Below are 24,624 nucleotides of genomic sequence, written 5' to 3' on the forward strand. Positions count from 1 at the left end.
ATGTAAACAGTGCTCGATGGGTTGCCGATGCAGGCTTCAATAATACAAGGTACTTATTACCCTTTGCTTAAGTTAAAAAGAACGAGGTATACAATGTTTAAATCAATAAAAGGTATTGCGCTTGCTAGCACCGTCGGTTTATTCGCTGCAAGCGGCAGTGCCGCAGAAATCCTGATTGACGATTATTCTTTAGATCAATTTCAGGGAACGTTTTTAGGTAAAACTATTGGCTTTTTCGATGACGGTACTGGGCCCGTTGCGAACCAAGCTGGTGACGGTTCTAATAATGGTGCCATTGGTGGTTACCGTGATATCTATGTTGAACAAACGGGTGGGACTGGTAGTGTCGAGGTTGTAATTTCTGATGGTCGATTTAAAGCTAACGTAGAAGAGAACACTACAGGATTCGTTGCCATAACCTATGATGGCTCCTCTGTATTAGGTACAAATTGGCTGAATGGGGTAGATGCGGGCGGCATAATGGAGGACTTATCCGGTACAACAGGTATCTTGTTCGAAGACGTTTTTAATGATAGACCAGCGCCAGCATCAGTGAGTATTTGGACATTTAATGGAGTGGATTATACGAAACATTCATATGACTTTGAAACTTCTGCCCTCAGTGGACAAGCTGATTTAGGTGATGCTAAGTATGACGCTTTTATTCCTTTCGCCAACTTTTCTAATTTCGGTACAATGAATTTAGCTAATGTTGGTGCTGTTCAGGCTACATTCAACGTCTACAATGACGGTACCGGTGACCAAATAAGTTCGGTAGATCTTGGTATTGGTAGAGCAGTTGCTGTGCCCGAGCCCGTCAGCATAGCCCTGTTTGGTATGGGCTTATTAATGCTTGGTGGTGTAGCAAACCGTCGTCGCAAGCAGCAACAGTAAAAACCGTATAAATTTATTTTTACTACCATTAGCCCCCTTAATATAAGGGGGCTAATTTTATGTCCTCTCAAAAACATCCAAAAACAACAGTACATTCCCCTAACCATACCCTATAGCGATTTAGTCATGTAGCGATTTAGTCATGGCTTGTTGTGGTTAGCTCTAGCTTTAAATAACATGAAAATCTTTATGAAAGCCTTTCCAGCTAAGAAAAATGACACAAAATATAATATACACTACCTAATAGACGCAGTGAGCAACTGTTCAGTGAGTTAACCAGTCTTATTGCCACTAAAACTTATGTTTAAGCACTTTGACTAAATACAACGACTAATACTTTGACTACTACGTAGTGAGATTACATTTGCAAAGATGATTACCACTAGCTAAACCCAAAGGTATGAACGTATAAGGAATTAAATGAAATTAAAACGCAGCTAAAAAACTAAGAAAACGCGACTAAGAATCAAACGACTTTACCCATCGCCCCACCAACCTGAGAATCACTACCGACCTAGCAATCGCTAACAACAGTAGTGGAATTAGTAGAGCGCAGAGTCATAAAGTAAACACGGTCAACTAAAACTTAGCACCAACCCAAAGCCAAAGTTTATCTGTGTCAACTTTACCAGCAAGCGTATCACCGGCATTATACTTTGCATACTTAATACCGGCGCTGTAATGCGTGGCAAAATTTTGCGAATACGATAGGTTGATTTCATCACCAAGATCGTCAATATCATTTAAAGACTCATCGGCTTGATAATCATGGTAAATAAAGGCCATATTGCCGTGCCATACCGGTGCCGATACCGACAGATAAATATCTTCTAGGCCGTTGCTGGGGGTTGTCAGAAACTGATCGCTCCAACCATTAAATTTATGTAGTGTCGCAAGTGGGGTTGCAAACCCGTACATACCGTCATCGCTGCCAAGGAGTTCATAACCAAGCTTCACAGTGGCCATAGCCAGCTTAGCGCCGAGTTCAAGGTTGACGTACTCAGCGTCATAATCACTGGTTGGATTTTCCGAAGATTGCGTCGCATACTCAGCTCGATAGCTAACAGGGATATCGTTAACGTTTGCCTTACCATCGAAGCTCAAACCGAAGGTATCCAAATCGTTACTGATGCCATTATCCACCTCCAGTAAATAGCCGTAGGCAACAAACTTGCCATAACGGGCTTGATAGCCAACATTAATTAGGTGATCTCGTGAGTCGACATCTCGCTCGTCAGCAAAGATTCGATTGCGCTGGGTGATATAAGCGTAGGTTGCCGAAATGCCACTGTTTACATAGTTGACACTAAACGCATCAAACGTTTGTCTATCTTGTCGCCAACCTACATGACCAACAAAACGCTGGCCATCTAAAGCAATCACTTGTCGCCCCAATTTGGCGGTTAAACCTTTGCCTTTATATTGTAAAAAGCCTTGGTCAAGCTCGGTGGTATTAGGGTCGGCAACCACCGAGTAAGCAGGGTTACTGCCCAGCGCATCGTTATAATTATCAACGGATAAAACATCGCGAGAGTCTTCAAATTCAATCACCGCATTAAAGCCGTGGTACGTTGCTGTTTGAAAATTTAATTGCGTACGTAACGTCAAGGCATCCGCATCTTTAAGCGCGTTATCTTGTTCAACGCGCTCATAGCGCAGTCTAAAATCGACAAACGCCTTGTGTTCATTGTCGCTGGCAATCACAGGCTGACTTAAGAAAATCGGCAGTAAACCAATACTAGAAACATATAAGGTGAGGTTTTTACATGTTAAATGACGTGATGGTTGGGTCGTATATTTCGAATTAGAAGTATTCATCGGTGACGTTCTCCTGGACTTCGCACAAATGCGTAGAATTACTCACACAGCCTGTCAGAACGATCAAATGAAGCTTTTACGATAAACGTATTTTCGCCCATTGAACAAGGCTTTGTCGCAATTTATAAGGAAAACTTAGTACAAGAATTGGAAAACAACCACATTAAGCAGCTATAACTCTCGACGCACATCATTACCTGAGGATAATAAAAATGCCGGTTAGCAATAACGTGAAGCTAATGACCGCATGATTTAGCAAATTATCGGATCTGCACAGTTACGTATTGCTCTCCTGATCAACCTGCTCTACTGACTTGGCTTGTTCGCTTTCAGCGGCCATTTTTGCCCGCTCCGCTTTAGAAATATATTTGGGCTTATTGCTTTTATGCAGTTTGGCATTGGCCTTTTTCTGTTTCGCTAATAACGTCGACTTTATCTTTTTCTTTCGGTTCATAATGAATCCCTCAACATGGTGCATTGTGAAGATTTGCCACCATGCAAATAATAAAAAACGCGCTACTGTTACCAGAAGCGCGTTTGATTATACACTTTATACGTAGCTAATGCGTAAGCAATTAGATATCAAGCAATAAGCGAGCTGGATCTTCTAGAAGTTCTTTAATCGTTACTAGGAAGCCTACCGACTCTTTACCATCGATTAGACGGTGATCATAAGACAGCGCTAGGTACATCATAGGACGAATTTCAACTTTACCATCGATTGCAACTGGGCGGTCTTGGATTTTGTGCATACCAAGAATAGCCGTTTGCGGTAGATTGATAATTGGCGTTGAAATCAATGAGCCAAACACACCACCGTTCGTGATAGTGAAGTTACCACCTTGCATGTCGTCCATGGTTAGCTTGCCATCACGACCTTTAATCGCTAGGTCTTTAATGCCCTTCTCAATACCGGCCATGCTAAGTGTGTCAGCATCACGAAGTACTGGTGTTACCAAACCGCGTGGTGTAGAAACAGCAATAGAGATATCAAAGAAGTTGTGGTAAACGATGTCATCACCATCGATTGACGCGTTTACTGAAGGGAAGCGTTTTAATGCTTCTGTTACCGCTTTAACGTAGAACGACATAAAGCCTAAACGAGTATCGTGAGTCTTCTCGAATAAGTCTTTGTATTGCTTACGAAGTTCCATAATAGGCTTCATATCAACTTCGTTAAACGTGGTTAACATGGCCGTTGAGTTCTTCGCTTCTAGTAAGCGGTTAGCAATGGTCTTACGTAAACGTGTCATCGGTACACGTTTTTGGCTACGCTCGCCTGATGCAACAACTGGCGCTGTTGCAGGTGCTTTAGGTGCTGCCGCTGGTGCTTTCGCTGCAGCAAGGTGTGCTTCAACGTCTTCCTTGCTGATGCGACCGCCTTTGCCCGTGCCTTTTACTTGGCTCGCTGATAAACCATTCTCGGTTAATAGACGACGTACTGACGGTGACGCGATCTCATCGCCTGACTCTTCTTGCGCTGACTCTGCTGCTGCCGCAGGAGCCGACACTGCACCGGCGTTCATTTGACCGATTACTTGCTCACCTAGTACGGTTTCGCCTTCAGCGAATAAGATCTTACCAATAACGCCGTCTTCTTGTGCTGGTACTTCTAACACAACCTTGTCCGTTTCAATATCAACAAGATTTTGATCGCGAGTAACCACTTCACCTTCCGCTACGTGCCAGGTAGAAATCGTTGCATCAGCAACTGACTCTGGCAATACCGGTACGATGATATCAATCACTTTCGCGGATGCGGTATTCGCAGGTGCTGCAGCTGGCTTTTCAGTTGCTGGCGCTGCTGCCGCATCACCTTCAGATAGCATACCAATTACTTGCTCACCTAATACGGTTGCACCTTCGTCTTCATTGATTGCCGTGATAACACCGGCAGTTGGTGCAGGTACTTCTAAAACCACTTTATCGGTTTCGATATCAACCAAGATTTGGTCACGTTCAACTTTATCACCGACTTTTACGTGCCATGTTGCAACACTGGCGTCTGCTACCGACTCAGGTAAAACAGGAACTTTAATTTCAGTTGTCATTTTTATTCCTTAACTAAAACTTTTTATAACGTTAACGCATCATGAACTAATGCTTGTTGTTCTTTCACATGCAAAGACGCATAACCACATGCCGGAGCTGCGGATGGCTTACGACCAGCGTAGATCAGAGGCGCACTATCGCCAATGGCATTACGGAAATTGTGTTGTGAACAATACCATGCGCCTTGGTTTTGTGGCTCTTCCTGGCACCAAACGTAATCTTTGGCGTTTGGATACTGAGCGATAACGTCTTTTAATTCTGCTTCAGGGAATGGGTAAAGCTGTTCGATACGAACAATCGCCACATTCGTCTGTTCATTTTTACGACGTTGATCAAGTAATTCGTAGTAAACTTTACCCGAACACATCACAACGCGTTCAACATTTTCAGGCTTGATATCATCAATCTCGCCGATAACATTGTGGTAAGTGCCTTCCGCTAGCTCTTCTAATGAAGAAACCGCTAACGGGTGACGCAATAATGATTTAGGTGACATGACGATCAGTGGACGACGCATTGGGCGCACCACTTGACGACGCAACATGTTAAATACCTGTGCTGGCGTAGAAGGAACACAAACTTGCATATTGTGATCTGCACAAAGTTGCAAGAATCGCTCTAGACGAGCCGATGAATGCTCCGGACCTTGACCTTCGTAACCGTGTGGCAACAATACCGTTAAGCCACATAAACGGCCCCACTTTTGCTCACCTGATGATAAGAACTGATCAAACACCACTTGTGCACCGTTGGCAAAATCACCGAACTGCGCTTCCCAAATGGTTAAACCACGAGGCTCTGCTGTTGCGTAACCGTATTCAAACGCTAATACCGCAACTTCCGACAGTACCGAGTCATAAACCTCAAATGGGCCTTGTTGCTCGTTTAAGTTTTGCAGTGGCAAATACGTCGATGCGTCATTTTGATTATGCAATACCGCATGACGGTGGAAGAAGGTACCACGACCAGCATCTTGACCGGTAATACGCACACGCTCACCACCATCAACAATCGTCGCGTACGCTAGGTTTTCGGCAAACCCCCAATCAAGCAGCTTTTCACCGGTAGCCATCTTTAAGCGATCGTCATAAATCTTCTTAACACGAGAATGAACTTTATGATCTTCTGGGTACTCAGTGATGGCCTTAGCAAGTGATTTTAACTTATCTAGGTTGATTTCTTTGTCGTAAGCATCATCCCAGTTGTGACCTAAATATGGAGTCCAATCTACCGAATGCTCGGTCATTGGGCGCCACTGCTCTACCGTACACTGACCTTCGTCAAGTAACTTACGGTAGTAGTTCACAAAGTCTTTATTTTCAGCTTCAGAAACCACGTTTTCTGCTACTAACTTGTCAGCATACAGTTGACGAGGCGTCGGGTGCTTCTTAATTTTTTGATACATCAACGGCTGAGTTGCATTCGGCTCATCCGCTTCGTTATGGCCGTGACGACGGTAACAAACCAAATCAATGACTACGTCGCGCTTAAACTTATTGCGATAATCAACCGCAATTTGTGACGCTAAGATAACGGCTTCTGGATCATCGGCATTCACGTGCAGGATTGGCGCCTGAACCATTTTGGCGATATCAGTACAGTATTCCGTTGAACGCGTGTCTTCTTGTTTCGATGTGGTAAAACCAACTTGGTTATTCACCACGATACGAATCGTACCGCCTACCTTATAAGCACGTGCTTGTGACATGTTAAAGGTTTCTTGTACCACACCTTGACCCGCAATGGCTGAGTCACCGTGAATGGTGATCGGTAAGACTAAATCGCCTTTATCACAGTCACGGCGATCAAGACGCGCACGTACCGAACCAATAACGACCGGATTAACGATTTCTAAGTGTGACGGGTTAAACGCTAGCGCTAAATGGACATTACCACCTGGGGTAACAAAATCAGACGAGTAACCTTGGTGGTACTTAACATCACCAGAGCCAATTTGATCGACTTTACCAGCGAACTCATCAAACAACTTGCTTGGGTTTTTACCCATCACATTGATCAATACGTTCAAACGACCACGGTGTGCCATACCTAGCACGACCTCTTTGGTGCCGTGCTCACCTGCGCGAGTAACGATTTGCTTAAGCATTGGAATTAAGCTGTCACCGCCTTCTAGTGAGAAACGTTTTGCACCAGGGAATTTTGCACCTAAGTATTTTTCTAGGCCATCGGCTGCAATCAAGTCTTTTAAGATGTCTTTTTTCAACTCAGTTGAAAAGCTTGCGGTTGAACGCACACTTTCAAGACGTTGCTGTAACCAACGCTTTTCGGTCGTTGAGGTGATGTGCATGTACTCTGCGCCAATTGAACCACAGTAGGTTTGTTTTAGCGTGTTGTAGATATCACCTAACTTCATCGACTCTTGGCCTACTGCCAAAGAACCAACATTAAACTCTTTATCAAACTCTGACTTTGATAAGTCGTGATGTGATAATTCCAAATCACGTACGCGTTCTCGCTGCCATAAACCCAACGGGTCTAAGTTAGCGTTTTGGTGACCGCGGTAACGATAAGAGTTAATCAACTGCAATACACGTACTTGCTTAGCATCAGCTTCAGAGCTTACTGCTACTTGCTTAACGTTTTGTTTTGCCAATTGACGAAACTCATCACGGATAACCGAGTGATTGGTTTCTACATCAACACCATCTACTTTGGGAAGCTCGTCAAAAATCTTGCGCCACTCATCAGAGACTGAGTGAGCGTTTTCAAGATACGCTTCGTATAGCTCTTCAATATAAGCAGCGTTATTACCACTTAAATGGGAAGACTCTAACCAAGCCTTCATTGCACCTTCTGGCATTGCCTAATCCTATGTATTGGTAGACTAAATTGTTTCAAGCATGATCTCTATCATGCTCACATGAATTGACTGAAGATAACACAGTGTTAGCCAAAAGCTAACGGGATGTTATTCGCCAACTCAGAAAAACGAAAATGCCAGGCCCACTTACGCGGGCCCGGCGATATACCTTTTCACCACAAGCTTAGCTTGCAGGCTGAGTGGTGTCGTTATACCGCTCTTTGTAGCAACATCGATTTAATTGAACCGATGGCTTTTGTTGGGTTTAAACCCTTAGGACATACATCAACACAGTTCATGATACCGTGACAACGGAACACACTGTATGCGTCTTGTAAGTCATCTAAACGCTCATCCGTTGCGGTATCACGGCTATCGATTAAGAAACGATACGCATGTAATAAACCCGCTGGACCGATGAACTTGTCTGGGTTCCACCAGAATGATGGACAAGACGTTGAGCAACACGCACATAAGATACATTCATATAAGCCGTCTAACTTATCGCGATCTTCTAGCGATTGCAGATGCTCACGTGCTGGTTGCTCTTTACCGTCATTAATTAAGTACGGCTTGATCTTTTCATATTGATTGTAGAACTGAGTCATATCAATGATCAGATCGCGCACTACTGGTAAGCCTGGTAATGGACGCAACACAATCTTATTGGCTTTCAGTTCAGATAACGGTGTGATACATGCCAAACCGTTCTTACCGTTCATATTCAAACCGTCTGAGCCACATACACCTTCACGACATGAACGACGGAAAGATAATGTTGGGTCTTGCTCTTTTAATAGCATAAGAGCGTCTAGCACCATCATATCTGAGCCTTCTTGAATTTCTAGCTCATAGTCTTTCATGTAAGGCGCATTATCTACGTCTGGGTTGTAGCGATAAATCGAAAAAACTTGTTTCATCGTCAATGCTCCTTATTAGTATGTACGTACTTTCGGTGGGAAAGCGTCACGGTGGACTGGCTTCATGTTCACGTCACGTTTTGACATTTCTTCATTGCTTGGCGTGTAGATGGTGTGGCATAACCAGTTTTCATCATCACGGTCAAGGAAGTCTTCACGAGAGTGAGCACCACGAGATTCGGTACGGAAGTTCGCAGCTTTTGCCGTACAGTACGCAGTTTCCATTAAGTTATCTAGCTCTAAACACTCGATACGCTGGGTGTTGAACTCAGATGACTTATCAGCAAGGTGAGCATTTTGTAGACGCTCACGGATTTCCGTTAGCTCTTTCATGCCTTGTGCCATTGCTTCACCTTCACGGAATACCGAGAAGTTCAGCTGCATACATTGCTGTAGGTCTTTACGAATTTGTACTGGATCTTCACCACCGGTTGAGTTTTCCCAACGGTTGTAACGTGCAAGCGCTTCATCTAGGTTGCTTGCATTCGCTTCACGTGATGTGTCCGTTTCAGCAAGGTATTTACCAAGGAAGTTACCAGCAGCACGGCCAAATACAACAAGGTCAAGTAGTGAGTTACCACCAAGACGGTTAGCACCGTGAACCGATACGTTAGCAATTTCACCAACAGCAAATAGGCCTTCAATGATTTTGTCTTCGCCAGTCTCTGGGTTAAATTCAATCGCCTGACCGTTAACGTTACAAGGTACACCACCCATTTGGTAGTGACAGGTAGGAATAACTGGAATTGGCTCTTCCGCAGGATCGACGTGTGCGAATGTTTTCGACAAGTCACAAACACCTGGTAGACGCAAGTTCAACGTCTCACGACCTAAGTGGTCAAGTTTCAATTTAATGTGTTTACCAAATTGTGGGTGATCACAACCACGACCTTCACGAATTTCGGTCATCATTGAACGAGCAACAACATCACGACCAGCAAGATCTTTGGCATTTGGCGCGTAACGCTCCATGAAGCGCTCGCCGTCTTTATTCAGAAGGTAACCACCTTCACCACGACAGCCTTCAGTCACAAGAACACCTGCACCTGCGATACCGGTCGGGTGGAACTGCCACATTTCCATGTCTTGCATTTGCACGCCAGCGCGCAATGACATACCAACACCGTCACCGGTATTGATGTGGGCATTGGTTGTTGATGCGTAGATACGACCCGCACCACCGGTTGCTAGAACCGTAGCACGCGCTTTAAAGTAAACAACTTCACCTGTTTCGATACAGATTGCGGTACAACCAACAACATGACCTTCATCATTTTTAACTAAGTCTAATGCGTACCATTCAGAATAAACGTTGGTTTTGTTTTTAACGTTTTGCTGATATAAACAGTGCAAGAGAGCATGACCTGTACGGTCCGCAGCTGCTGCTGTACGCGCCGCTTGCTCACCGCCGAAATTTTTCGACTGACCACCGAAAGGACGCTGATACACTTTACCGTTTTCAAAACGAGAAAAAGGTAGGCCCATGTTTTCTAGTTCGATGATCGCTTCAGGACCGGTTTTACACATGTATTCGATCGCGTCTTGGTCACCGATAAAGTCAGACCCTTTAACGGTATCGTACATGTGGTATTCCCAGTTATCTTCGTGGGCGTTACCTAGTGCAACGGTAATACCACCTTGGGCCGATACCGTGTGCGAACGCGTTGGAAATACTTTTGAAATCAAAGCACAGCTTTGACCTGATTCAGAGATTGCTAAGGCAGCGCGCATACCTGCGCCACCAGCGCCAATTACAATGGCATCAAATTCACGAACTGGAACGCTCACTTATACACCCCACACAGACAACAATACCGCTGCTACGTACGCGAACAGGGTAATGGTAAATAAAAATTGTAAAACGCCACGCAAAAACGCTGGCTTAACATAATCGGTAAGAACTTGCCAAATACCAATCCATGCATGAAATAGCACGGCAAGAACGGCTAGGATAGTGAAGATTTTCATACCCATGTTGGCAAAAAGGCCGGTCCACGCCTGATACGTCACTTCAGACGTCGTTAGGAACCAACCCATCATAAATAGACTGTATAGTGCTAAGATAACCGCACTCGCGCGTAAAAGAATAAAATCATGTACGCCGCTACGGCCTAGAGTTGCTGCATTGTTTACCATACCCAAACTCCTGCTAATACTGCTAATACAACCCAAAGAGCAATAGTGATACGAGCGCTTGTTTGGCCCGAGCCTTTCTCTTCAAGATGACCTAAATCCATAATTAAGTGGCGAATACCACCAACAAAATGGTATGCCAGTGCGGTCATAATACCCCACACAATGAATTTACCCAGAGGACCAGTGACACACTCTTTTACTGAGTCGAAACCTTCTGGTGATGAAAGTGACACTGAAAGTGCCCAGATTAGGATACCAACACCGAAAAACATCACCACACCGCTTACACGATGCAAAATCGACGCTTTTGCCGCTGCCGGTAACTTGATTGTTGTCAAATCAAGATTTACAGGTCTTTGTTTTTTCACAGTTATCTTGCCTAATACGTTATTTTTCTAACTTGACTACTACAAGGTCAATATACGCCACCATATCGCGGTGAACAGACATTAAACCGAGTTCTCTGCTCTATATTAGAGCAACTAAACTACCCAAACGCGATAAATTTGGCGTAGTTAGTAAACATGATAAATTGGTCGTTACCCACAATTGGATCGTTGGGATTATAAAGGCGCATACTTTAAATTACAATTTAATCGACTGTTTTCTTATTCTTTGTTAGAGTATTTGCGCAATTATTATCCAACAGTATAATTTTCTATCATTTTGTAAACTTTTAAATTGACTTTTCACCCCACATTTGGAGTAGAATAGCCAACAATTTTAGTCGCCGATCGTCGACGCGAAATGCATAACTTTTGCATAACAATTGATACACATCATATCAAAGACGGCTAATTGCTGGTGTCGAGCTGCATATTTATGAGCGTAATTATTGATTAAATATAATCAGTTTCTGCCGGATCGGAATATAGACAAAATAATGAAAACTAAAGAATATAGAGGAACAATTATGGCTGACAACAAAGCCACTCTGAGCGTTAATGGTAAAGAGGTTGCTGAACTACCGATTTTATCAGGTTCAGCTGGTAACGACGTAATCGATATTCGTACACTTGGTGGCGCAGGCTACTTCACTTACGACCCTGGCTTTCTAGCTACAGCTTCTTGTGAATCAGAAATAACCTTCATCGACGGCGGTAAAGGTATTTTGCAACATCGTGGTTATGCCATTGATGATTTAGCGAAAAATGCAGATTACCTAGAAACCTGTTACATCTTGCTTCACGGTAAAGCACCGTCGCAAGAAGAGTACGATGACTTTGTTAATATCATCACTAACCATACTATGGTTAATGAAAAAATCGCCAACTTTTTCCAAGGTTTCATGCACGATGCGCACCCGATGGCAATGCTTTGTGGTGTTGTTGGTGCCCTATCGTCGTTCTACCACGATGATTTAGATATCACGGATCCGGCGCAGCGCAAACGTTGTGCACATCGCTTAGTGGCAAAAATTCCAACCATCGCAGCGATGGCGTATAAATACAGCATTGGTCAACCATTTGTATACCCACGCAATGACCTATCATACGCCGAAAACTTCTTACACATGATGTTCTCTGTACCTGCTGAAGAATACAAAGTGAACCCAGTGCTAGCAAAAGCCATGGATCGCATTTTCATTCTTCATGCAGATCATGAACAAAACGCGTCAACGTCAACCGTGCGTTTAGCGGGCTCTTCAGGTGCTAACCCATACGCATGTATTGCTGCCGGTGTTGCATCATTATGGGGTCCAGCTCACGGTGGTGCTAACGAAGCTTGTTTGCGTATGCTAGAAGAGATCGGTGATGTAAGCCGTGTTGACGAGTTTGTTGCACGTGCAAAAGACAAGAACGATCCGTTCCGTCTAATGGGCTTTGGCCACCGTGTCTATAAGAACTTCGATCCACGTGCCACGGTTATGCGTGAAACGTGTCACGAAGTACTTAGCGAGCTAGGTATTAAAGATCCACTATTAGATGTGGCTATGGCATTAGAAAAAGTAGCTCTTGAAGATCCGTACTTCATCGAGAAGAAACTTTACCCTAATGTTGATTTCTACTCTGGTATTATCTTGAAGGCGATCGGTATCCCAACCAGCATGTTCACTGTGATTTTTGCATTAAGCCGCACCGTTGGCTGGTGTTCACACTGGGATGAAATGTTGAGCCAACCGGGTCAAAAGATTGGTCGTCCTCGTCAAAACTACACGGGTGAATTAAACAAAGAGTTTACACCGTTACAACGTCATAAGTAACGCTAATCACCGTAGTTCAACGAATTAAGGCCAGCATTAAGCTGGCCTTTTTATGTTCAGTAAACACTGATGAATAGCCTATTCATACCAATCACATTAAGTTATTGCTCACTCAGAGTTGGCCACAAACTTAATGTAATTGGTATAACTTCAGCGATTTATCATACTGGGCAAGTCATTGTCTGATCGAGACGATTTGCGCCATCCGGCAGATAACACTTACCCCAAGCAGCTTACGCAACCAACTATCACAAACACTTACGGATAATCGCCTATACTTGGCTATTATATTAAGCTAAACAGCGAGTAAGCTATCGGTGGGTTCTGGTACCCCTAATTGATATGGTGAGCACTAACGAAGACAAGCCTCATACTATTCTCGTCGTTGATGACGAACCAAGTAATCTTGACTTGGCGGTTGGCTTATTAAAAGACCAATTTAAAGTAAAAGCCGCAACCAGTGGCCAAGTTGCTCTTAAAATAGCCGACAGCGGAGACAGCATTAGCCTTATTCTGCTTGATGTGATGATGCCTGATCTCGATGGTTTTGACGTATGCGCGGCATTAAAAAACAACCCCGAGACGCAACATATTCCTATTATCTTTCTTACAGCAAAATCAGAAGTCGCCGATGTCACTAAAGGCTTTTCTCTTGGCGCCGTGGACTATATTACCAAGCCATTGCAACCGGATATATTAAAGGCTCGTGTCAACACTCACATTAGTTTGCGAGAAAGTCAACGTGCTTTAGAGCAACAAGTTGCCACGTTAAATGAAAATATTCGACTACGTGAAGATATAGAAAACTTAACCCATCACGACTTAAAAGGACCGCTAGGCGTTATTTTGTTCGAAACGGCCAAACTTGCCGACAAAGACGCGGCGGCTTCCATTGAGGAATCAGCAAATAATATCCTGAACATGGTCAATAACACCTTGGATGTATTCAAAATTGAACGGGGAACCTACCCTCTCAAGCCTGATATGGTCGACTTAAACAGGTTGATACGCAAGGCCATTAAAGCCAGCAGTCGTCTAGCGGAAAAGAAACAGCTCAGCTTTAATGTCAGCTATCATCGCGATGCCAACTATATCGATGCAGAAGAGCTACTGTGCTTATCCATTTTTAACAACTTAGTCAAAAATGCGGTTGAAGCATCACCCGATAATGAGCGCATTGACATCAGCGTCGTCGATGATGGTGAGTTCATCGAATTTCGGCAAAAAAATCGTGGCGCGATCCCTAAACGCCTGCGCGATAATTTATTTGAAAAATACGCGTCATCCAATCACAGTCGAGGCTCAGGGCTTGGTGCCTACTCGGCTAAATTGATGACCGAAGCACAAAATGGCCAAATTTCGTTTCGAGTGATTGACGAGACGTTCACTGAGTTTATGGTGCGCCTACCTGCGTATGGCTAGGTCAATCGATATAACAAAAATCAAGATACAAAAAAGGCGCTATAACGCGCCTTATTTCATCTGGGTATGAGCGGTTCATTAATTACGAAACGACAAGGCAGACTCAAGCAATGGCAGGTTTTCATCAAACTTTGCCTGCTCAATAGGCTGATTTTTTGCATCCATTATACGTAACACACTTTTATCGCCTTGGCTTTCAACTTTAAAGCGATACACGCCATTGGCCAAAGAAAGTACGCTGATTTCATCCGCCCACATTTTGCTCCAAATAGATGGCTCAACGTAGGTGTACTCGACCTCGTAAACGCGATTATCTTCATTTAAATCAACAATGGTAAAGTTATTGTCTTCAAAAAATCCTGGTAAATATGACCACACGTCATCGGCTGGATATTCAATCAACAAAGCGGGTTCACCTGATTCGGTCAAGGTCTTTTTAACCAATTGCATATTCGCACGACCTAACCGATCATCGCGATTATTTACGCGGTAGAGGTAATCCATTTGCGCGCTGATTTCATTAACCATAGCAATTTCTACACGCTCCTTCTCCAGAGGCGATATTTGCTTTGTCGTTGAGTTTTGGTCCGTTAGCATATAATCAATTAACTCAACATTTAAACCAACACTGCGACCATGTGGCTTGGTGACTAATGAATAACGAAAACGCCAGCTTTCTGATGATTCAATCGTTTGCCAAAATAACGCACCACTTTCCTCATTACGCTGGAACCAATCAGATTCCCAGACATTGTTTTCTTCGTCGCCACGTTTTAAACCAACATTTTTTTCTTCAAGGTAACCGGTAATCGCGCGCACCACGTACTGGCGTAGATCGCGTGAATCATCGACTTTATCAAACCAAATCGCGGCACTGTTATCAAATTCATCAACACGGCTGCCTGCTGCCAAAGGTAACACTTGCGACGGTGCTCGCACGTCAATTTTTTCACCCACAGCGCCGTCTGTACGAGTCAATTGTGGAATCGCATACAATTGGTTATTTTGGGGCGCTTCTAACCCTGTAGGTACCTGCAGCTGTTGGCTACTATTAATTTTCACGTAGTCAAAGCCACCTTTGGCTTGATGACGAGTTTCCGAGCTCGAGCACGCAGCTAAAGACAAGGCAATAAAGGGTAAGCAAATAAGTCGGCGATCCATGAAAACTCCTGAGGAATAAAGCCTTTTGTGTTGGCTTGTGGTATTTCGCAAAAAGAAATGCAACAAGCACTGTCATTATCATTTGCTATTCGATTGATATTGTTATCAATAGTTCCCGTGTTAGGTCGCTTATTATGCCGCCTTAACACCCACTTAATAGCAAATATTTATAGCGTTTAATGGTACTTGCCCTATGCATTAAACACAAGGCTTGTTGTTGAGAATGTTATTAAAAAATATTTACGCTTTATTATCATTTTTATCGGCTTCTCATGTGGTTATAGGGATCATCACATCAGTGCAAATCAATACCGCAATATTGACAATGACCGCTCCAGCATTGAAGACTCCATCGGTTGCAACGATAAGTCACCTTGATCGATTTCGCGCTAGCGCTCGTTTGTTAAGCCAAGTCGTTGTATAGTTACAGCGTGATACGTTATTGTTGCTGGTCATGACCTAATGCAATTACTGAATACAACATCAAAGTAACACGATAAGGAGTTATATGAATACGTTACAAGTAGGTGATAAAGCGCCGATTTTCTCTCTTGCTAATCAACATGGCGATGTTATCAACTTGGCTGATTATATCGGCAAGCATAAAGTATTGGTTTACTTTTACCCAAAAGCGATGACCCCAGGATGTACGGTACAAGCACAAGGGTTACGAGACAGTAAGAATGACTTAGATGAGCTAAACACCGTCGTGTTTGGCATTAGCCCAGACGAAGTAAAACGTCTTGATAAATTCTGCGTCCGCGATGAACTTAATTTCACTTTACTGTCTGATGTTGACCATAAAGTTGCCGATGATTTTGGGGTTTGGGGACTGAAAAAATTCATGGGCCGCGAATATGACGGCATTCATCGCTTAAGTTTTTTAATTGGCCTTGATGGCAACATCGAGCATGTTTTTACTAAGTTTAAAACCAAAGATCACCATGATGTGGTACTTGCTTATCTTGCTCAGGCGAGCAACTAAGCCCGTCACGAAAGGCGATGTCACCTGCATCGCCTTAACTAATACACGTTAACTTTACCTTACCCCCCCGAATGTTGCCTTGTCAGTATTGCCGTCCTAGTATTGCTTTCTGTTAGCAAGTTACCTAGCAAAGCCAAGCACATCTCAATACCGCTGAGGGCTCGTTGCTTGGGATAAGCAGTTTTGGTTCGACTCGCCTAATTATTTGTTCTGCTGTGCTTGCTCTGTCTCATTCTCGGTTACCGAGGTAGGCCAAGCATTAATCACCGCTTTTACCAACGTCGCTAATGGGATAGCGAAAAACACTCCCCAAAAGCCCCAAAGCCCACCAAAAATAATCACTGCGATAATGATAGATACTGGATGTAGATTCACGGCTTCTGAAAAGAGCAATGGCACAAGTATGTTGCCATCGATGATCTGAATAATAAAATACGCCAGCATCACATAACCAAACTCTGGACTTATGCCCCACTGAAATAGCGCAACAAGGGCCACAGGTATGGTGACCACCGTTGCGCCGACATAAGGTACGAGTACCGATAAGCCAACCGCCGCGCCTAATAAAAACGCATAGCGTAAATCAAGAAACCAAAATGCAATTATCGACGCGATACCGATGATCATGATTTCAACCACCTTACCGCGAATATAATTATGAATTTGTTGATGCATCTCCTTACCCACTTGCGATGTTAAGCGGCTTTCTCTTGGCAAAAATTTCGTCGCTGACGATAACATCATGGCTTTATCTTTTAAAAAGAAAAACACCATAATGGGTACCAAAATCAAATACACCAACAAGGCAACAATATCGGTAATCGAGTTTAGTGATGCTTCCAGTATTTTTTGACCGATAATAACCAATTCGCCACGCAGGGTATCAATGACACTTTCGATTTGCTCAGCTTTGATCAGCTCTGGATATCTTCCTGGCAAAGTAAGTAAGTACTCATCACCACGTTGCAGCATATCGGGAACTTCGGCAACTAAGTTGGTGGTTTGCTGCCATAACAAAGGCACCGCCCCCAATAACATTGCCAATGCCAAGCCACTGAACACCAGCATAACGATCATCACCGACTGACTGCGCCCCAAACCAAACCGCCCTAGCCCCCGCACGGATGGCTCAAGCAAAAATGCCAAAACAATAGAGACGATAACCGGCATTAATAAATTGCCAAAAAAGGTCAGTAACAAAAAGCTAAGAAGAATGATCAAAATAAGACTAACCACATGCGGATCTTCGAACTTTTCTTTGTACCAGCGAATAATGTAATTAATCATTAAGGCTTACTCTTTCGTTATTGTTATGGTTATTGATTGATCATGATTGGCGTGAACCACGTAATTAAGGTTTTGCCTAGACAACCAAGCGGGTATATCAGATTTCGAGCCAGAATCAGCAAGGTGTATGTGAGCCTGCTGACCATGCAGCAACTGTTTGATCAACAATTTTGTTTTAATGAGGGGTAGCGGGCACTTATCTGCTCTACCATCGTATGTCTGTGCTATCAAACTGAATCATTTAACCGCTGTAATATAGCAAAATAATAGCAAGCTGTGGGCTTGAATGAAATAGCGTTATACGCCATTTATTCGCAACCAACGGCAGCCTTTAACGCGCTCTAGCCTTGTCAAAGCGGTGCATTTACTTCAATATAGCCAGACAATGACTGAAATCTGACGTTAACGTATGACTCGGAGGCCCCTTCATTATTTTTGTCGGAAACTTTCCGTGAAAAACACCCTCTAAGCGAGAAAACACCGGCGAAAACCGAGTTACAAGGAATACATGAACAAATTTTTTAGCCTCAAACCGCTTACTTTAGCGTGTTTATGTGTGGCAACAACGGCCAGCGCAATAGGCCTTGATGATGATAAAAACGCCTTACCTGAAATAGGTACTGCAGCGGTAAGCACACTCTCATTAGACAAAGAGCGTCTTTACGGTGATGCCATGATGCGTTCAATTCGCGCCTCGCAACCGGTGATTTATGATCCTGTTTTAGACGAATACATCAATGACTTAGGTAACCGCTTAGTACAGCAAGCTGATGATGCATATTATCAATTCAACTTTTTTATGCTCAATCAAAAAGACATCAATGCGTTTGCGTTTTTTGGCGGCAACGTAGGCATTCATTCTAGTTTGATGCTGTTAGCCGATGATGAAAGTGAACTTGCTGCGGTTATTGCCCATGAAATAGCTCACGTCACCCAACGCCACTTAGCTCGTCGTATTGAAGCACAAAGCCGTAATTCACCGATGACCATTGCCGGGGTTGTCTCCGGTGTCTTACTCGCTTTAATTAATCCGCAAATGGGGATGGCTGCGCTATCAACGACATTGGCAGCCACCCAACAAATGGGCATCAATTATACCCGTTCCAATGAGAAAGAAGCAGATCGGGTTGGTATGGATATCCTCGTTGCAAGTGATTTTGATCCCAATGGTGCGCCTAATTTTTTCCGAAAGATGGCAGGAAAGTCTCGCTATTCGTCAAAACCACCAGCGTTTTTGCTCACCCATCCACTACCTGAATCTCGAATAGCCGATTCCCGTACCCGCGCAAACCGATATCCAGATAGAGCCGTGCCCGCAAGCCTTAAGTTTGAGCTTGCCAAAGCGCGGCTAAAAGTTCGTTATAGTGGCACCAATGCCCGTGATAACATTACGTCGTTTCAGGACATACTCTATAGAGAGAAATATCAAGTAAAACAAGCCGCTGAATATGGTCTGGCATTGAGCTATTTTGAAAATAAAGACTACCAAAAAGCTTATGAAATTGTTGCAACGCTGATGAAGCAGCAGCCACATAACTTATTCTATGTCGATACCATGAGTGACATATTGCTCGCTCAAGAGAAATATTCGCAAGCATTAGCGATGCTACAAGATTTGGCGCTTATTATGCCGTATAATCAGGTCGTTACTCTGAATTACGCCAATATCGCGTACAAAGCGAAACAATATAAATTAGCTGAAAACCTACTACAGGACTTCCTTATGCTAAATAAGGAACACTTTTTAGCGCACGACTTGCTTAGTAGCGTCTACCAAGAACAGCAAAAGTCTGCGCAAATGCATATGCAAAAAGCCGAATTGATGGCGTTAATGGCGCAGTATCCTAGAGCCGTTGATGAATTGCATACAGCCTATAATTTCGCAAGTGACGATTCGTTAACGCAAAAGCGAATAAAAGCACGTATTTTACAATTTCAAGAAAAAGAAAATGAGCTAAAACGCTTCTAATATCAACCCAGAGAGTGTTATGTCTAAACTAACTATTTTTCACAACCCACGTTGTTCAAAGAGCCGTCAAACCCTGCAATTGATCCAAGATGCGGGCAAAGAAGTCGACATCGTCGAATATTTAAAAACGCCACCGACGGCAACGACACTCACCAACATTTTAGCGCTACTAAACGTTGATGTACGCCAAATGATGCGAGTGAAGGAGAGCGAATATAAAGAACAAGGCCTATCGGCTCCTGAGTTGACAACCGAGCAACTTATCGAGGCGATGGTCGCGACACCTAAACTGATTGAGCGCCCTATTGTTTTATCCGCCAATAAAGATAAAGCCATTATCGGTCGCCCACCAGAAAACGTCGAGCAGTTATTCTAACCATTATGAGTACTCAACGCTTTAGCACCGAAACCTTACGCAAAATAGCAACATATAGCTACGTCGCTTTATTGGCTTACATGCTGGCTTGGTTATATTGGCTAGCACCAAGTCAAAGCATGTCGCCAACATTGACCTTTGTCATGTTTATTTTGCCATTATTATTGCCATTAAAAGGCATCATCCAAGGTAAACCATACACATTTGCCTGGGCTAATTTCATCATTATTTTTTATATGATGTACGGCTTGACGACACTTTGGGTTGCCGCGGACGAGCGATGGATAGCGGTTGGGCAATTACTGCTAACCACAATTACCTTCTTTGCCAGCGCCTATTATTCAAAATATCGAGGCCAAGAGTTAGGGTTAAAAATTCCCAAACTCAAAGATGACTTGCAGCAAGAAGCTGAACGGCATCGCGATGATAAGTAACACACAAAAAAGCGCTTGGAGTAAATAACCAAGCGCTTTTTTTTCATTCTCATTTGATAGCAACTGATAAACCTGTAATATAAACCCTGCTGACGTTAACAACGTATTCACAATAGCAACATAAAAGGCTGACGACAGACGACTTATATTGGATACGTCATCGCTTTGGGGTTATGTTTGCATCGTGACATGTAACAAAGGAATAGAATAATAATGAACAAACACACGTTCGCCCTGGCATTACTTGCCACTGTACTCGGTGGCTGCGGCGGCTCGAATAACACCAGCAGTTTAGGAAGTGGTGGCGTCGTTAGCTCAGGTGACATCATCGCCGACGGTGGCTTTTTGCAAAATCAAAACGTCGATTTAGTGCTACTCAGTGAGCAATCCAGCATTAGCGATATTCAATGGCAACAGACCTTAGGGCCTAGCGTTAATCTGCTCGCGGATAAGAGCAAAGCGATTTCATTTAAAGCGACTAATACCGGCAATTACGCATTTACTGTAACGTACAGTATCGCTGGTGAACAAAAGAGCGATGACATTGAATTTACTGTCGAACAAGCCTCTCCGAAGCTTAGATTATCGCGAGGCCATAGTGTGGTTGAAGGGGGGAATGTCTCGTTAAGAGTCTTTGCCAGTGATGGTATCGATCAAAACAGCATTCGCTTTGAGCAAGTTTCCGGCCCGAGCATTCAATTTGACGACGAAAATGTTGACTCACAACTCGCCATATTTACCGCCCCGTCAGTATCGCGTGATGCGGTTATTGAAATTGAGGTAAGCGCAGAGGCTGATAATGGCGAGGTACACAGAGATAATGTCATCATTTTAGTTGAAAACACGCCAACATTCGCCAATGACCCGTATTTTGATGAACCTCTAGCCAATGTTTATGTGTATAACCCGACATCGCCTTACCGTAATGCCTTAATCGATTGTGTTTATTCAAATGCCCTTAATGAATCATGTCCATTAGGCAACTTACCCATTTTAGCCAGTGACAGTAACGGCGCGACTCCGACCATTGAACAAATAATGGATCGGCTAGTTGTTTCTCACGACTGGATGGCCGAAAATTTCCGCCTGTTTCTCGAAACATATGATGACCACGACGATTTTAAGAATCTGCTGCGCGCCACGACAGCCATTGTCTTGTCCTATGACATTCGACCATCATTTTATTGGGCGGCCACTGGCGCGATTTATCTCGATCCTGAAAATCTGTGGTTAACCTCAGCACAACGTGAAACCATTAATGAGGCGCCAGATTATCGAGCAAACTTCGGCAGTGATTTACAATTTGTCATACCTTGGCGCTACGTCATCAATAATGAGTATGCAACGCTTTACTATCCACCTGAATATGAGCTTTCGCGTAACCTCAATGATTTACATTTTGAGCTCTCAGATCTTTTGTATCACGAACTTGCTCATGCCAATGACTACTTACCGCCAAATGAATGGAATACCTATTCGGACAATACATCATTCTTGGCTGCCGCGCTCGACAAGCGTGAAATTTCGGAAAACTTAACCGCCGTTTACCCAACCACAAGTAACGAGATGAAACAACTTGCGGCGGTGCGATTTCGTGGTGAAACGGCAACCTCAACGCAGCGCAACTACCGACCCGAAGACGTCGCTAGCTTTTATGAGCCCGACAACTCAAATGGTTTTTATAACTACACCAGTGAGCGTGAAGATTTAGCGATTTTATTTGAAGAGCTGATGATGGCACTTCGATTTGGCGTACAACGAGATACCGCAGTTACCAGTCCCGCTGTTTACGACAGCGAAGGTAATTTACTTCGCGAGCAAAGCTATATTGTTGCATGGGGACAACGTGGCCGTATCAGCGAGCGAAAAGTGAGCGTACGAGCAAATTACGTCACCGAACGATTATTACCGGAGGTCGATTTGTCATTAGTCGACGATTTACCTTCTCCTGTACCTATGGCCGCCGGAAAAAACTGGTGGGATAATTTGCAAATCAGCAATGCGATACCAGCGCCATTGCAATCATTGCGTGGTCAACCAAACTCACACCTACGTCCACTCGAAGGTAAAGTGCGCTATCATCGTCCACACTTACCAGCGTTACCGTCACAATAAGTGACCAAGCTGTATTGGCGCTCGACACAATCGCACTCATAGGAGAAAAACGTAAAAACCCGGCAATGCCGGGTTTTATTTGGATAGATGCTTGAGCTGATATTAAAACAACACGTCCTTGATAAACGGAATCGTTATTTTTCGCTGTGCTTTAATTGAGGCTTTATCTAAGATGTCTAAGCTTTGCAGCAATGATTGCATATCCCGTGACAAGCGGTTTAATAAAAACTTAACGGTTTCATCTTGCATCTCAATACCGCGCAGTCGCGCACGTTGCTGAAACGCTTGAATTTTGTGCTCATCATCGAGAGGTTTCACTTGCTCAGTGAAGCCCCAACTAATACGGGACACTAAATCGGGTAATGTTATCGCTAACTTATTGGCTGCATCGTTACCGGCCAATATGATTTTTTTGTTATTTTCAATCACACGATTGTATAAGTCGAAGACACCTTGTTGCCAAGCCTCATTACCTGCAATCAAGTGCAAATCATCGAGGCAGATAACGTCAACACGCTCAAGATCGGTAAGTACATCAACAGATAAATGCTGTAATTCACTAAAACTCAAACATAAGCTGGTTTTATTGAGACTGGCAGCATGAGCGCAGCTCGCATGTAATAAATGCGACTTACCAACGCCTTGCTGGCCAAACAGGTAAAAACCGTTAATGTTGACATGGTCATTGGCGATAAATTCGCGTAATTGACCCACAATGCTCTGCCCGGCAAGTGTGTAATAACTTGCAAAGGTTTCATCGTCAGGCAGGTGCACTGCCAAAGGTAATTGTCCTGTTAACGCCATTAGCCTTTCCAAAAGAAACTTACCGGTTGTTGCTTATCCAACTCGGCAAGGGGGTCGTGATTTAGTAGCAGATTCGATTCAAGGCTTAACGCTTGCATAATGGCTTTATTATCTGCCATGGTTTGGAGGCGAAACAACATAGTGTCGCCCTCGGCTCTAATTAATGTCACATCACTGACCAAATTTAAGCTTGCAAATAATTGGCGAACCGCAACAAAGGTTTTCATTGAGCTCACATTAACAATTTCAATATCCACATAAAAACGATTTTGGCTATTTACGATAACACCGAATTTTTGATGTAATGCCTCAGCGACATCATCAACAACTTGGTCTAGCAACGCCAGCTTATCATTACCCGCTCGCTTGTTTTGCAATAATAGCTCATCGCCCCACAGTAACCAATCTGAAGCGACACTTTGTTGGGCGCATAGTTGACCACACACAGCGATATCTGGTTCTTCAACCAAGGTGCTATCGGAAACACGTAACACCATAACCGCTTCGGCCATATAACGCGCTGAAGCGCGTTGAATATTATCAGCAAAACGTCCCCAAACATCATCGACACTGACATCCATCGCATCGGTTAAATCCATCAGCGGAAAGTTGACTTTGATACCGCGTTGCGCGAATGCCTGTTTGATCTGCTGGCTAAATAGCGGGTGGGAATCAGCAATCATTTGTCGATCATTGCCTTGTTCATCGATCATCCAAATGGTGATAAGCGGTCGATACTTTCCCCAAATAGAGGCTTGGCTTTGCTGCAATAGGGTATCGACTTTTGCTGATTCAAACGTTGCAAAGAGGTAATTTTGTCCATCAACACTGCTAAATCGATAGCCACTTAAATAATTTTGGGCATCACTAACGGCTCGCTTAAGGCTATTGTTCGATTCAACCGACTCTCGTCCAGCCAATTTAATCAACACTTGCCTCAAGGCTTGTTGGTAAGCAATATTTTGATCTGCCGCATCAACGTCTAAGGCTACTTTTCCCTCATATAAGTCTGCTATTTCAATCGCATGCAACGGCTGCAATACAGCGCAGAGCGCAAAAACATAGCCAATAATCAACGGACGCAGTGTTTTTTTCAGTTTCATAAGCGAATATTATCATAAAGATTAGCCCTTTAGGCGAGAAAAAAAATATTTTCTCACAAACATTTTATATCGGCGTAAGCACTGGTAGAATACGCGCCATTAAAATACCGTGACACACCTGAAT

General features: G+C 43.6%; 21 protein-coding genes. 8 read left to right on the forward strand and 13 right to left on the reverse strand.

The window, feature by feature from the left end; genetic code table 11:
• The first annotated feature begins 93 nt into the window (after positions 1 to 93).
• The gene (locus tag ACAX20_RS10250) at positions 94 to 894 is read left to right on the forward strand and encodes a PEP-CTERM sorting domain-containing protein (RefSeq protein ID WP_371185946.1); all 801 of its coding nucleotides are present in this window, start codon (positions 94 to 96) and stop codon (positions 892 to 894) included.
• A 579-nt stretch (positions 895 to 1,473) separates the two neighbouring features.
• Here the strand turns inward: ACAX20_RS10250 and ACAX20_RS10255 are convergent.
• The 8 genes from ACAX20_RS10255 to sdhC form a co-directional block, all read right to left on the reverse strand.
• A complete protein-coding gene (locus ACAX20_RS10255) occupies positions 1,474 to 2,712 on the reverse strand; it encodes an alginate export family protein (protein ID WP_371185947.1) in 1,239 nt (412 codons plus the stop codon).
• A gap of 277 nt (positions 2,713 to 2,989) precedes the next feature.
• Entirely contained in the window at positions 2,990 to 3,166 is a 177-nt protein-coding gene (locus ACAX20_RS10260) for a DUF2986 domain-containing protein (RefSeq protein ID WP_371185948.1), read from the reverse strand.
• 121 nt (positions 3,167 to 3,287) lie between these two features.
• Entirely contained in the window at positions 3,288 to 4,763 is a 1,476-nt protein-coding gene (odhB, locus tag ACAX20_RS10265) for a 2-oxoglutarate dehydrogenase complex dihydrolipoyllysine-residue succinyltransferase (RefSeq protein WP_371185950.1), read from the reverse strand.
• A 23-nt stretch (positions 4,764 to 4,786) separates the two neighbouring features.
• Positions 4,787 to 7,585: a 2-oxoglutarate dehydrogenase E1 component gene (locus tag ACAX20_RS10270; protein ID WP_371185952.1), complete on the reverse strand. Its 2,799-nt coding sequence runs from the start codon at positions 7,583 to 7,585 to the stop codon at positions 4,787 to 4,789.
• Between the two features lie 209 nt (positions 7,586 to 7,794).
• A complete protein-coding gene (locus ACAX20_RS10275; RefSeq protein WP_371185953.1) occupies positions 7,795 to 8,505 on the reverse strand; it encodes a succinate dehydrogenase iron-sulfur subunit in 711 nt (236 codons plus the stop codon).
• 15 nt (positions 8,506 to 8,520) lie between these two features.
• Positions 8,521 to 10,293 carry a succinate dehydrogenase flavoprotein subunit gene (gene sdhA / locus ACAX20_RS10280; RefSeq protein ID WP_371185955.1) on the reverse strand — a complete coding sequence of 591 codons (1,773 nt, stop codon included), beginning with the start codon at positions 10,291 to 10,293 and terminating at the stop codon, positions 8,521 to 8,523.
• Complete coding sequence (gene sdhD / locus ACAX20_RS10285) at positions 10,294 to 10,641, reverse strand: succinate dehydrogenase, hydrophobic membrane anchor protein (RefSeq protein WP_371185957.1); 348 nt, start codon at positions 10,639 to 10,641, stop codon at positions 10,294 to 10,296.
• Positions 10,635 to 11,009, reverse strand: a complete 375-nt coding sequence (sdhC, locus tag ACAX20_RS10290) for a succinate dehydrogenase, cytochrome b556 subunit (RefSeq protein WP_371185959.1) — start codon at positions 11,007 to 11,009, stop codon at positions 10,635 to 10,637. The genes sdhD and sdhC overlap by 7 nt, the downstream gene beginning before the upstream one ends.
• A 545-nt stretch (positions 11,010 to 11,554) precedes the next feature.
• Here sdhC and ACAX20_RS10295 point away from each other — a divergent pair.
• Positions 11,555 to 12,844, forward strand: a complete 1,290-nt coding sequence (locus ACAX20_RS10295; RefSeq protein WP_371185961.1) for a citrate synthase — start codon at positions 11,555 to 11,557, stop codon at positions 12,842 to 12,844.
• Between the two features lie 342 nt (positions 12,845 to 13,186).
• Positions 13,187 to 14,266: a response regulator gene (locus ACAX20_RS10300; protein WP_371185963.1), complete on the forward strand. Its 1,080-nt coding sequence runs from the start codon at positions 13,187 to 13,189 to the stop codon at positions 14,264 to 14,266.
• A gap of 78 nt (positions 14,267 to 14,344) precedes the next feature.
• On the opposite strand, the gene bamC is transcribed toward ACAX20_RS10300, so the two are convergent.
• Positions 14,345 to 15,427, reverse strand: coding sequence for an outer membrane protein assembly factor BamC (bamC, locus tag ACAX20_RS10305; RefSeq protein ID WP_371185965.1), 1,083 nt, complete (start codon positions 15,425 to 15,427; stop codon positions 14,345 to 14,347).
• A 508-nt stretch (positions 15,428 to 15,935) separates the two neighbouring features.
• On the opposite strand from bamC, the gene bcp reads away from it, so the two are divergent.
• Entirely contained in the window at positions 15,936 to 16,412 is a 477-nt protein-coding gene (gene bcp / locus ACAX20_RS10310) for a thioredoxin-dependent thiol peroxidase (RefSeq protein ID WP_371185967.1), read from the forward strand.
• Between the two features lie 201 nt (positions 16,413 to 16,613).
• On the opposite strand, the gene ACAX20_RS10315 is transcribed toward bcp, so the two are convergent.
• Positions 16,614 to 17,699, reverse strand: coding sequence for an AI-2E family transporter (locus ACAX20_RS10315; protein WP_371185969.1), 1,086 nt, complete (start codon positions 17,697 to 17,699; stop codon positions 16,614 to 16,616).
• Positions 17,700 to 17,705: 6 nt separating this feature from the next.
• Positions 17,706 to 17,930: a sulfurtransferase TusA family protein gene (locus tag ACAX20_RS10320; RefSeq protein ID WP_371185970.1), complete on the reverse strand. Its 225-nt coding sequence runs from the start codon at positions 17,928 to 17,930 to the stop codon at positions 17,706 to 17,708.
• A gap of 277 nt (positions 17,931 to 18,207) precedes the next feature.
• On the opposite strand from ACAX20_RS10320, the gene ACAX20_RS10325 reads away from it, so the two are divergent.
• The 4 genes from ACAX20_RS10325 (at position 18,208) to ACAX20_RS10340 (ending at position 22,593) form a co-directional block, all read left to right on the forward strand.
• Positions 18,208 to 19,668 carry a M48 family metalloprotease gene (locus ACAX20_RS10325; RefSeq protein ID WP_371185972.1) on the forward strand — a complete coding sequence of 487 codons (1,461 nt, stop codon included), beginning with the start codon at positions 18,208 to 18,210 and terminating at the stop codon, positions 19,666 to 19,668.
• 19 nt (positions 19,669 to 19,687) lie between these two features.
• Positions 19,688 to 20,044 (forward strand): arsenate reductase (glutaredoxin), encoded by a 357-nt coding sequence (gene arsC / locus ACAX20_RS10330; RefSeq protein ID WP_371185974.1) that lies wholly within the window; start codon positions 19,688 to 19,690, stop codon positions 20,042 to 20,044.
• A gap of 5 nt (positions 20,045 to 20,049) precedes the next feature.
• Positions 20,050 to 20,478 carry a DUF2069 domain-containing protein gene (locus tag ACAX20_RS10335; RefSeq protein WP_371185975.1) on the forward strand — a complete coding sequence of 143 codons (429 nt, stop codon included), beginning with the start codon at positions 20,050 to 20,052 and terminating at the stop codon, positions 20,476 to 20,478.
• 213 nt (positions 20,479 to 20,691) lie between these two features.
• On the forward strand, positions 20,692 to 22,593 hold the full coding sequence (locus tag ACAX20_RS10340; protein ID WP_371185977.1) for a hypothetical protein: 1,902 nt from the start codon (positions 20,692 to 20,694) through the stop codon (positions 22,591 to 22,593).
• A gap of 102 nt (positions 22,594 to 22,695) precedes the next feature.
• Here the strand turns inward: ACAX20_RS10340 and hda are convergent, their stop codons facing one another.
• Both hda and ACAX20_RS10350 read right to left on the reverse strand, forming a co-directional pair.
• Positions 22,696 to 23,397 (reverse strand): DnaA regulatory inactivator Hda, encoded by a 702-nt coding sequence (gene hda / locus ACAX20_RS10345; RefSeq protein WP_371185979.1) that lies wholly within the window; start codon positions 23,395 to 23,397, stop codon positions 22,696 to 22,698.
• Positions 23,397 to 24,500, reverse strand: a complete 1,104-nt coding sequence (locus tag ACAX20_RS10350) for a DUF2066 domain-containing protein (RefSeq protein WP_371185981.1) — start codon at positions 24,498 to 24,500, stop codon at positions 23,397 to 23,399. Before ACAX20_RS10350 ends, hda begins: the two co-directional genes overlap by 1 nt.
• Positions 24,501 to 24,624 lie beyond the last annotated feature (124 nt).

The organism is Thalassotalea sp. Sam97 (assembly GCF_041379765.1).
GTDB classification, from domain to species: Bacteria; Pseudomonadota; Gammaproteobacteria; order Enterobacterales; family Alteromonadaceae; genus Thalassotalea_A; species Thalassotalea_A maritima.

What these genes read in the sequence shown, in the direction of transcription:
- ACAX20_RS10350 (WP_371185981.1), bottom strand. Translation starts at nt 24,500, where the DNA reads ATGAAACTGAAAAAAACACTGCGTCCGTTGATTATTGGCTATGTTTTT.
- hda (WP_371185979.1), bottom strand. Translation starts at nt 23,397, where the DNA reads ATGGCGTTAACAGGACAATTACCTTTGGCAGTGCACCTGCCTGACGAT.
- ACAX20_RS10260 (WP_371185948.1), bottom strand. Translation starts at nt 3,166, where the DNA reads ATGAACCGAAAGAAAAAGATAAAGTCGACGTTATTAGCGAAACAGAAA.
- ACAX20_RS10255 (WP_371185947.1), bottom strand. Translation starts at nt 2,712, where the DNA reads ATGAATACTTCTAATTCGAAATATACGACCCAACCATCACGTCATTTA.
- arsC (WP_371185974.1), top strand. Translation starts at nt 19,688, where the DNA reads ATGTCTAAACTAACTATTTTTCACAACCCACGTTGTTCAAAGAGCCGT.
- ACAX20_RS10335 (WP_371185975.1), top strand. Translation starts at nt 20,050, where the DNA reads ATGAGTACTCAACGCTTTAGCACCGAAACCTTACGCAAAATAGCAACA.
- ACAX20_RS10325 (WP_371185972.1), top strand. Translation starts at nt 18,208, where the DNA reads ATGAACAAATTTTTTAGCCTCAAACCGCTTACTTTAGCGTGTTTATGT.
- ACAX20_RS10295 (WP_371185961.1), top strand. Translation starts at nt 11,555, where the DNA reads ATGGCTGACAACAAAGCCACTCTGAGCGTTAATGGTAAAGAGGTTGCT.
- ACAX20_RS10315 (WP_371185969.1), bottom strand. Translation starts at nt 17,699, where the DNA reads ATGATTAATTACATTATTCGCTGGTACAAAGAAAAGTTCGAAGATCCG.
- bamC (WP_371185965.1), bottom strand. Translation starts at nt 15,427, where the DNA reads ATGGATCGCCGACTTATTTGCTTACCCTTTATTGCCTTGTCTTTAGCT.
- ACAX20_RS10275 (WP_371185953.1), bottom strand. Translation starts at nt 8,505, where the DNA reads ATGAAACAAGTTTTTTCGATTTATCGCTACAACCCAGACGTAGATAAT.
- ACAX20_RS10270 (WP_371185952.1), bottom strand. Translation starts at nt 7,585, where the DNA reads ATGCCAGAAGGTGCAATGAAGGCTTGGTTAGAGTCTTCCCATTTAAGT.
- odhB (WP_371185950.1), bottom strand. Translation starts at nt 4,763, where the DNA reads ATGACAACTGAAATTAAAGTTCCTGTTTTACCTGAGTCGGTAGCAGAC.
- ACAX20_RS10300 (WP_371185963.1), top strand. Translation starts at nt 13,187, where the DNA reads ATGGTGAGCACTAACGAAGACAAGCCTCATACTATTCTCGTCGTTGAT.
- bcp (WP_371185967.1), top strand. Translation starts at nt 15,936, where the DNA reads ATGAATACGTTACAAGTAGGTGATAAAGCGCCGATTTTCTCTCTTGCT.
- ACAX20_RS10340 (WP_371185977.1), top strand. Translation starts at nt 20,692, where the DNA reads ATGAACAAACACACGTTCGCCCTGGCATTACTTGCCACTGTACTCGGT.
- ACAX20_RS10250 (WP_371185946.1), top strand. Translation starts at nt 94, where the DNA reads ATGTTTAAATCAATAAAAGGTATTGCGCTTGCTAGCACCGTCGGTTTA.
- sdhD (WP_371185957.1), bottom strand. Translation starts at nt 10,641, where the DNA reads ATGGTAAACAATGCAGCAACTCTAGGCCGTAGCGGCGTACATGATTTT.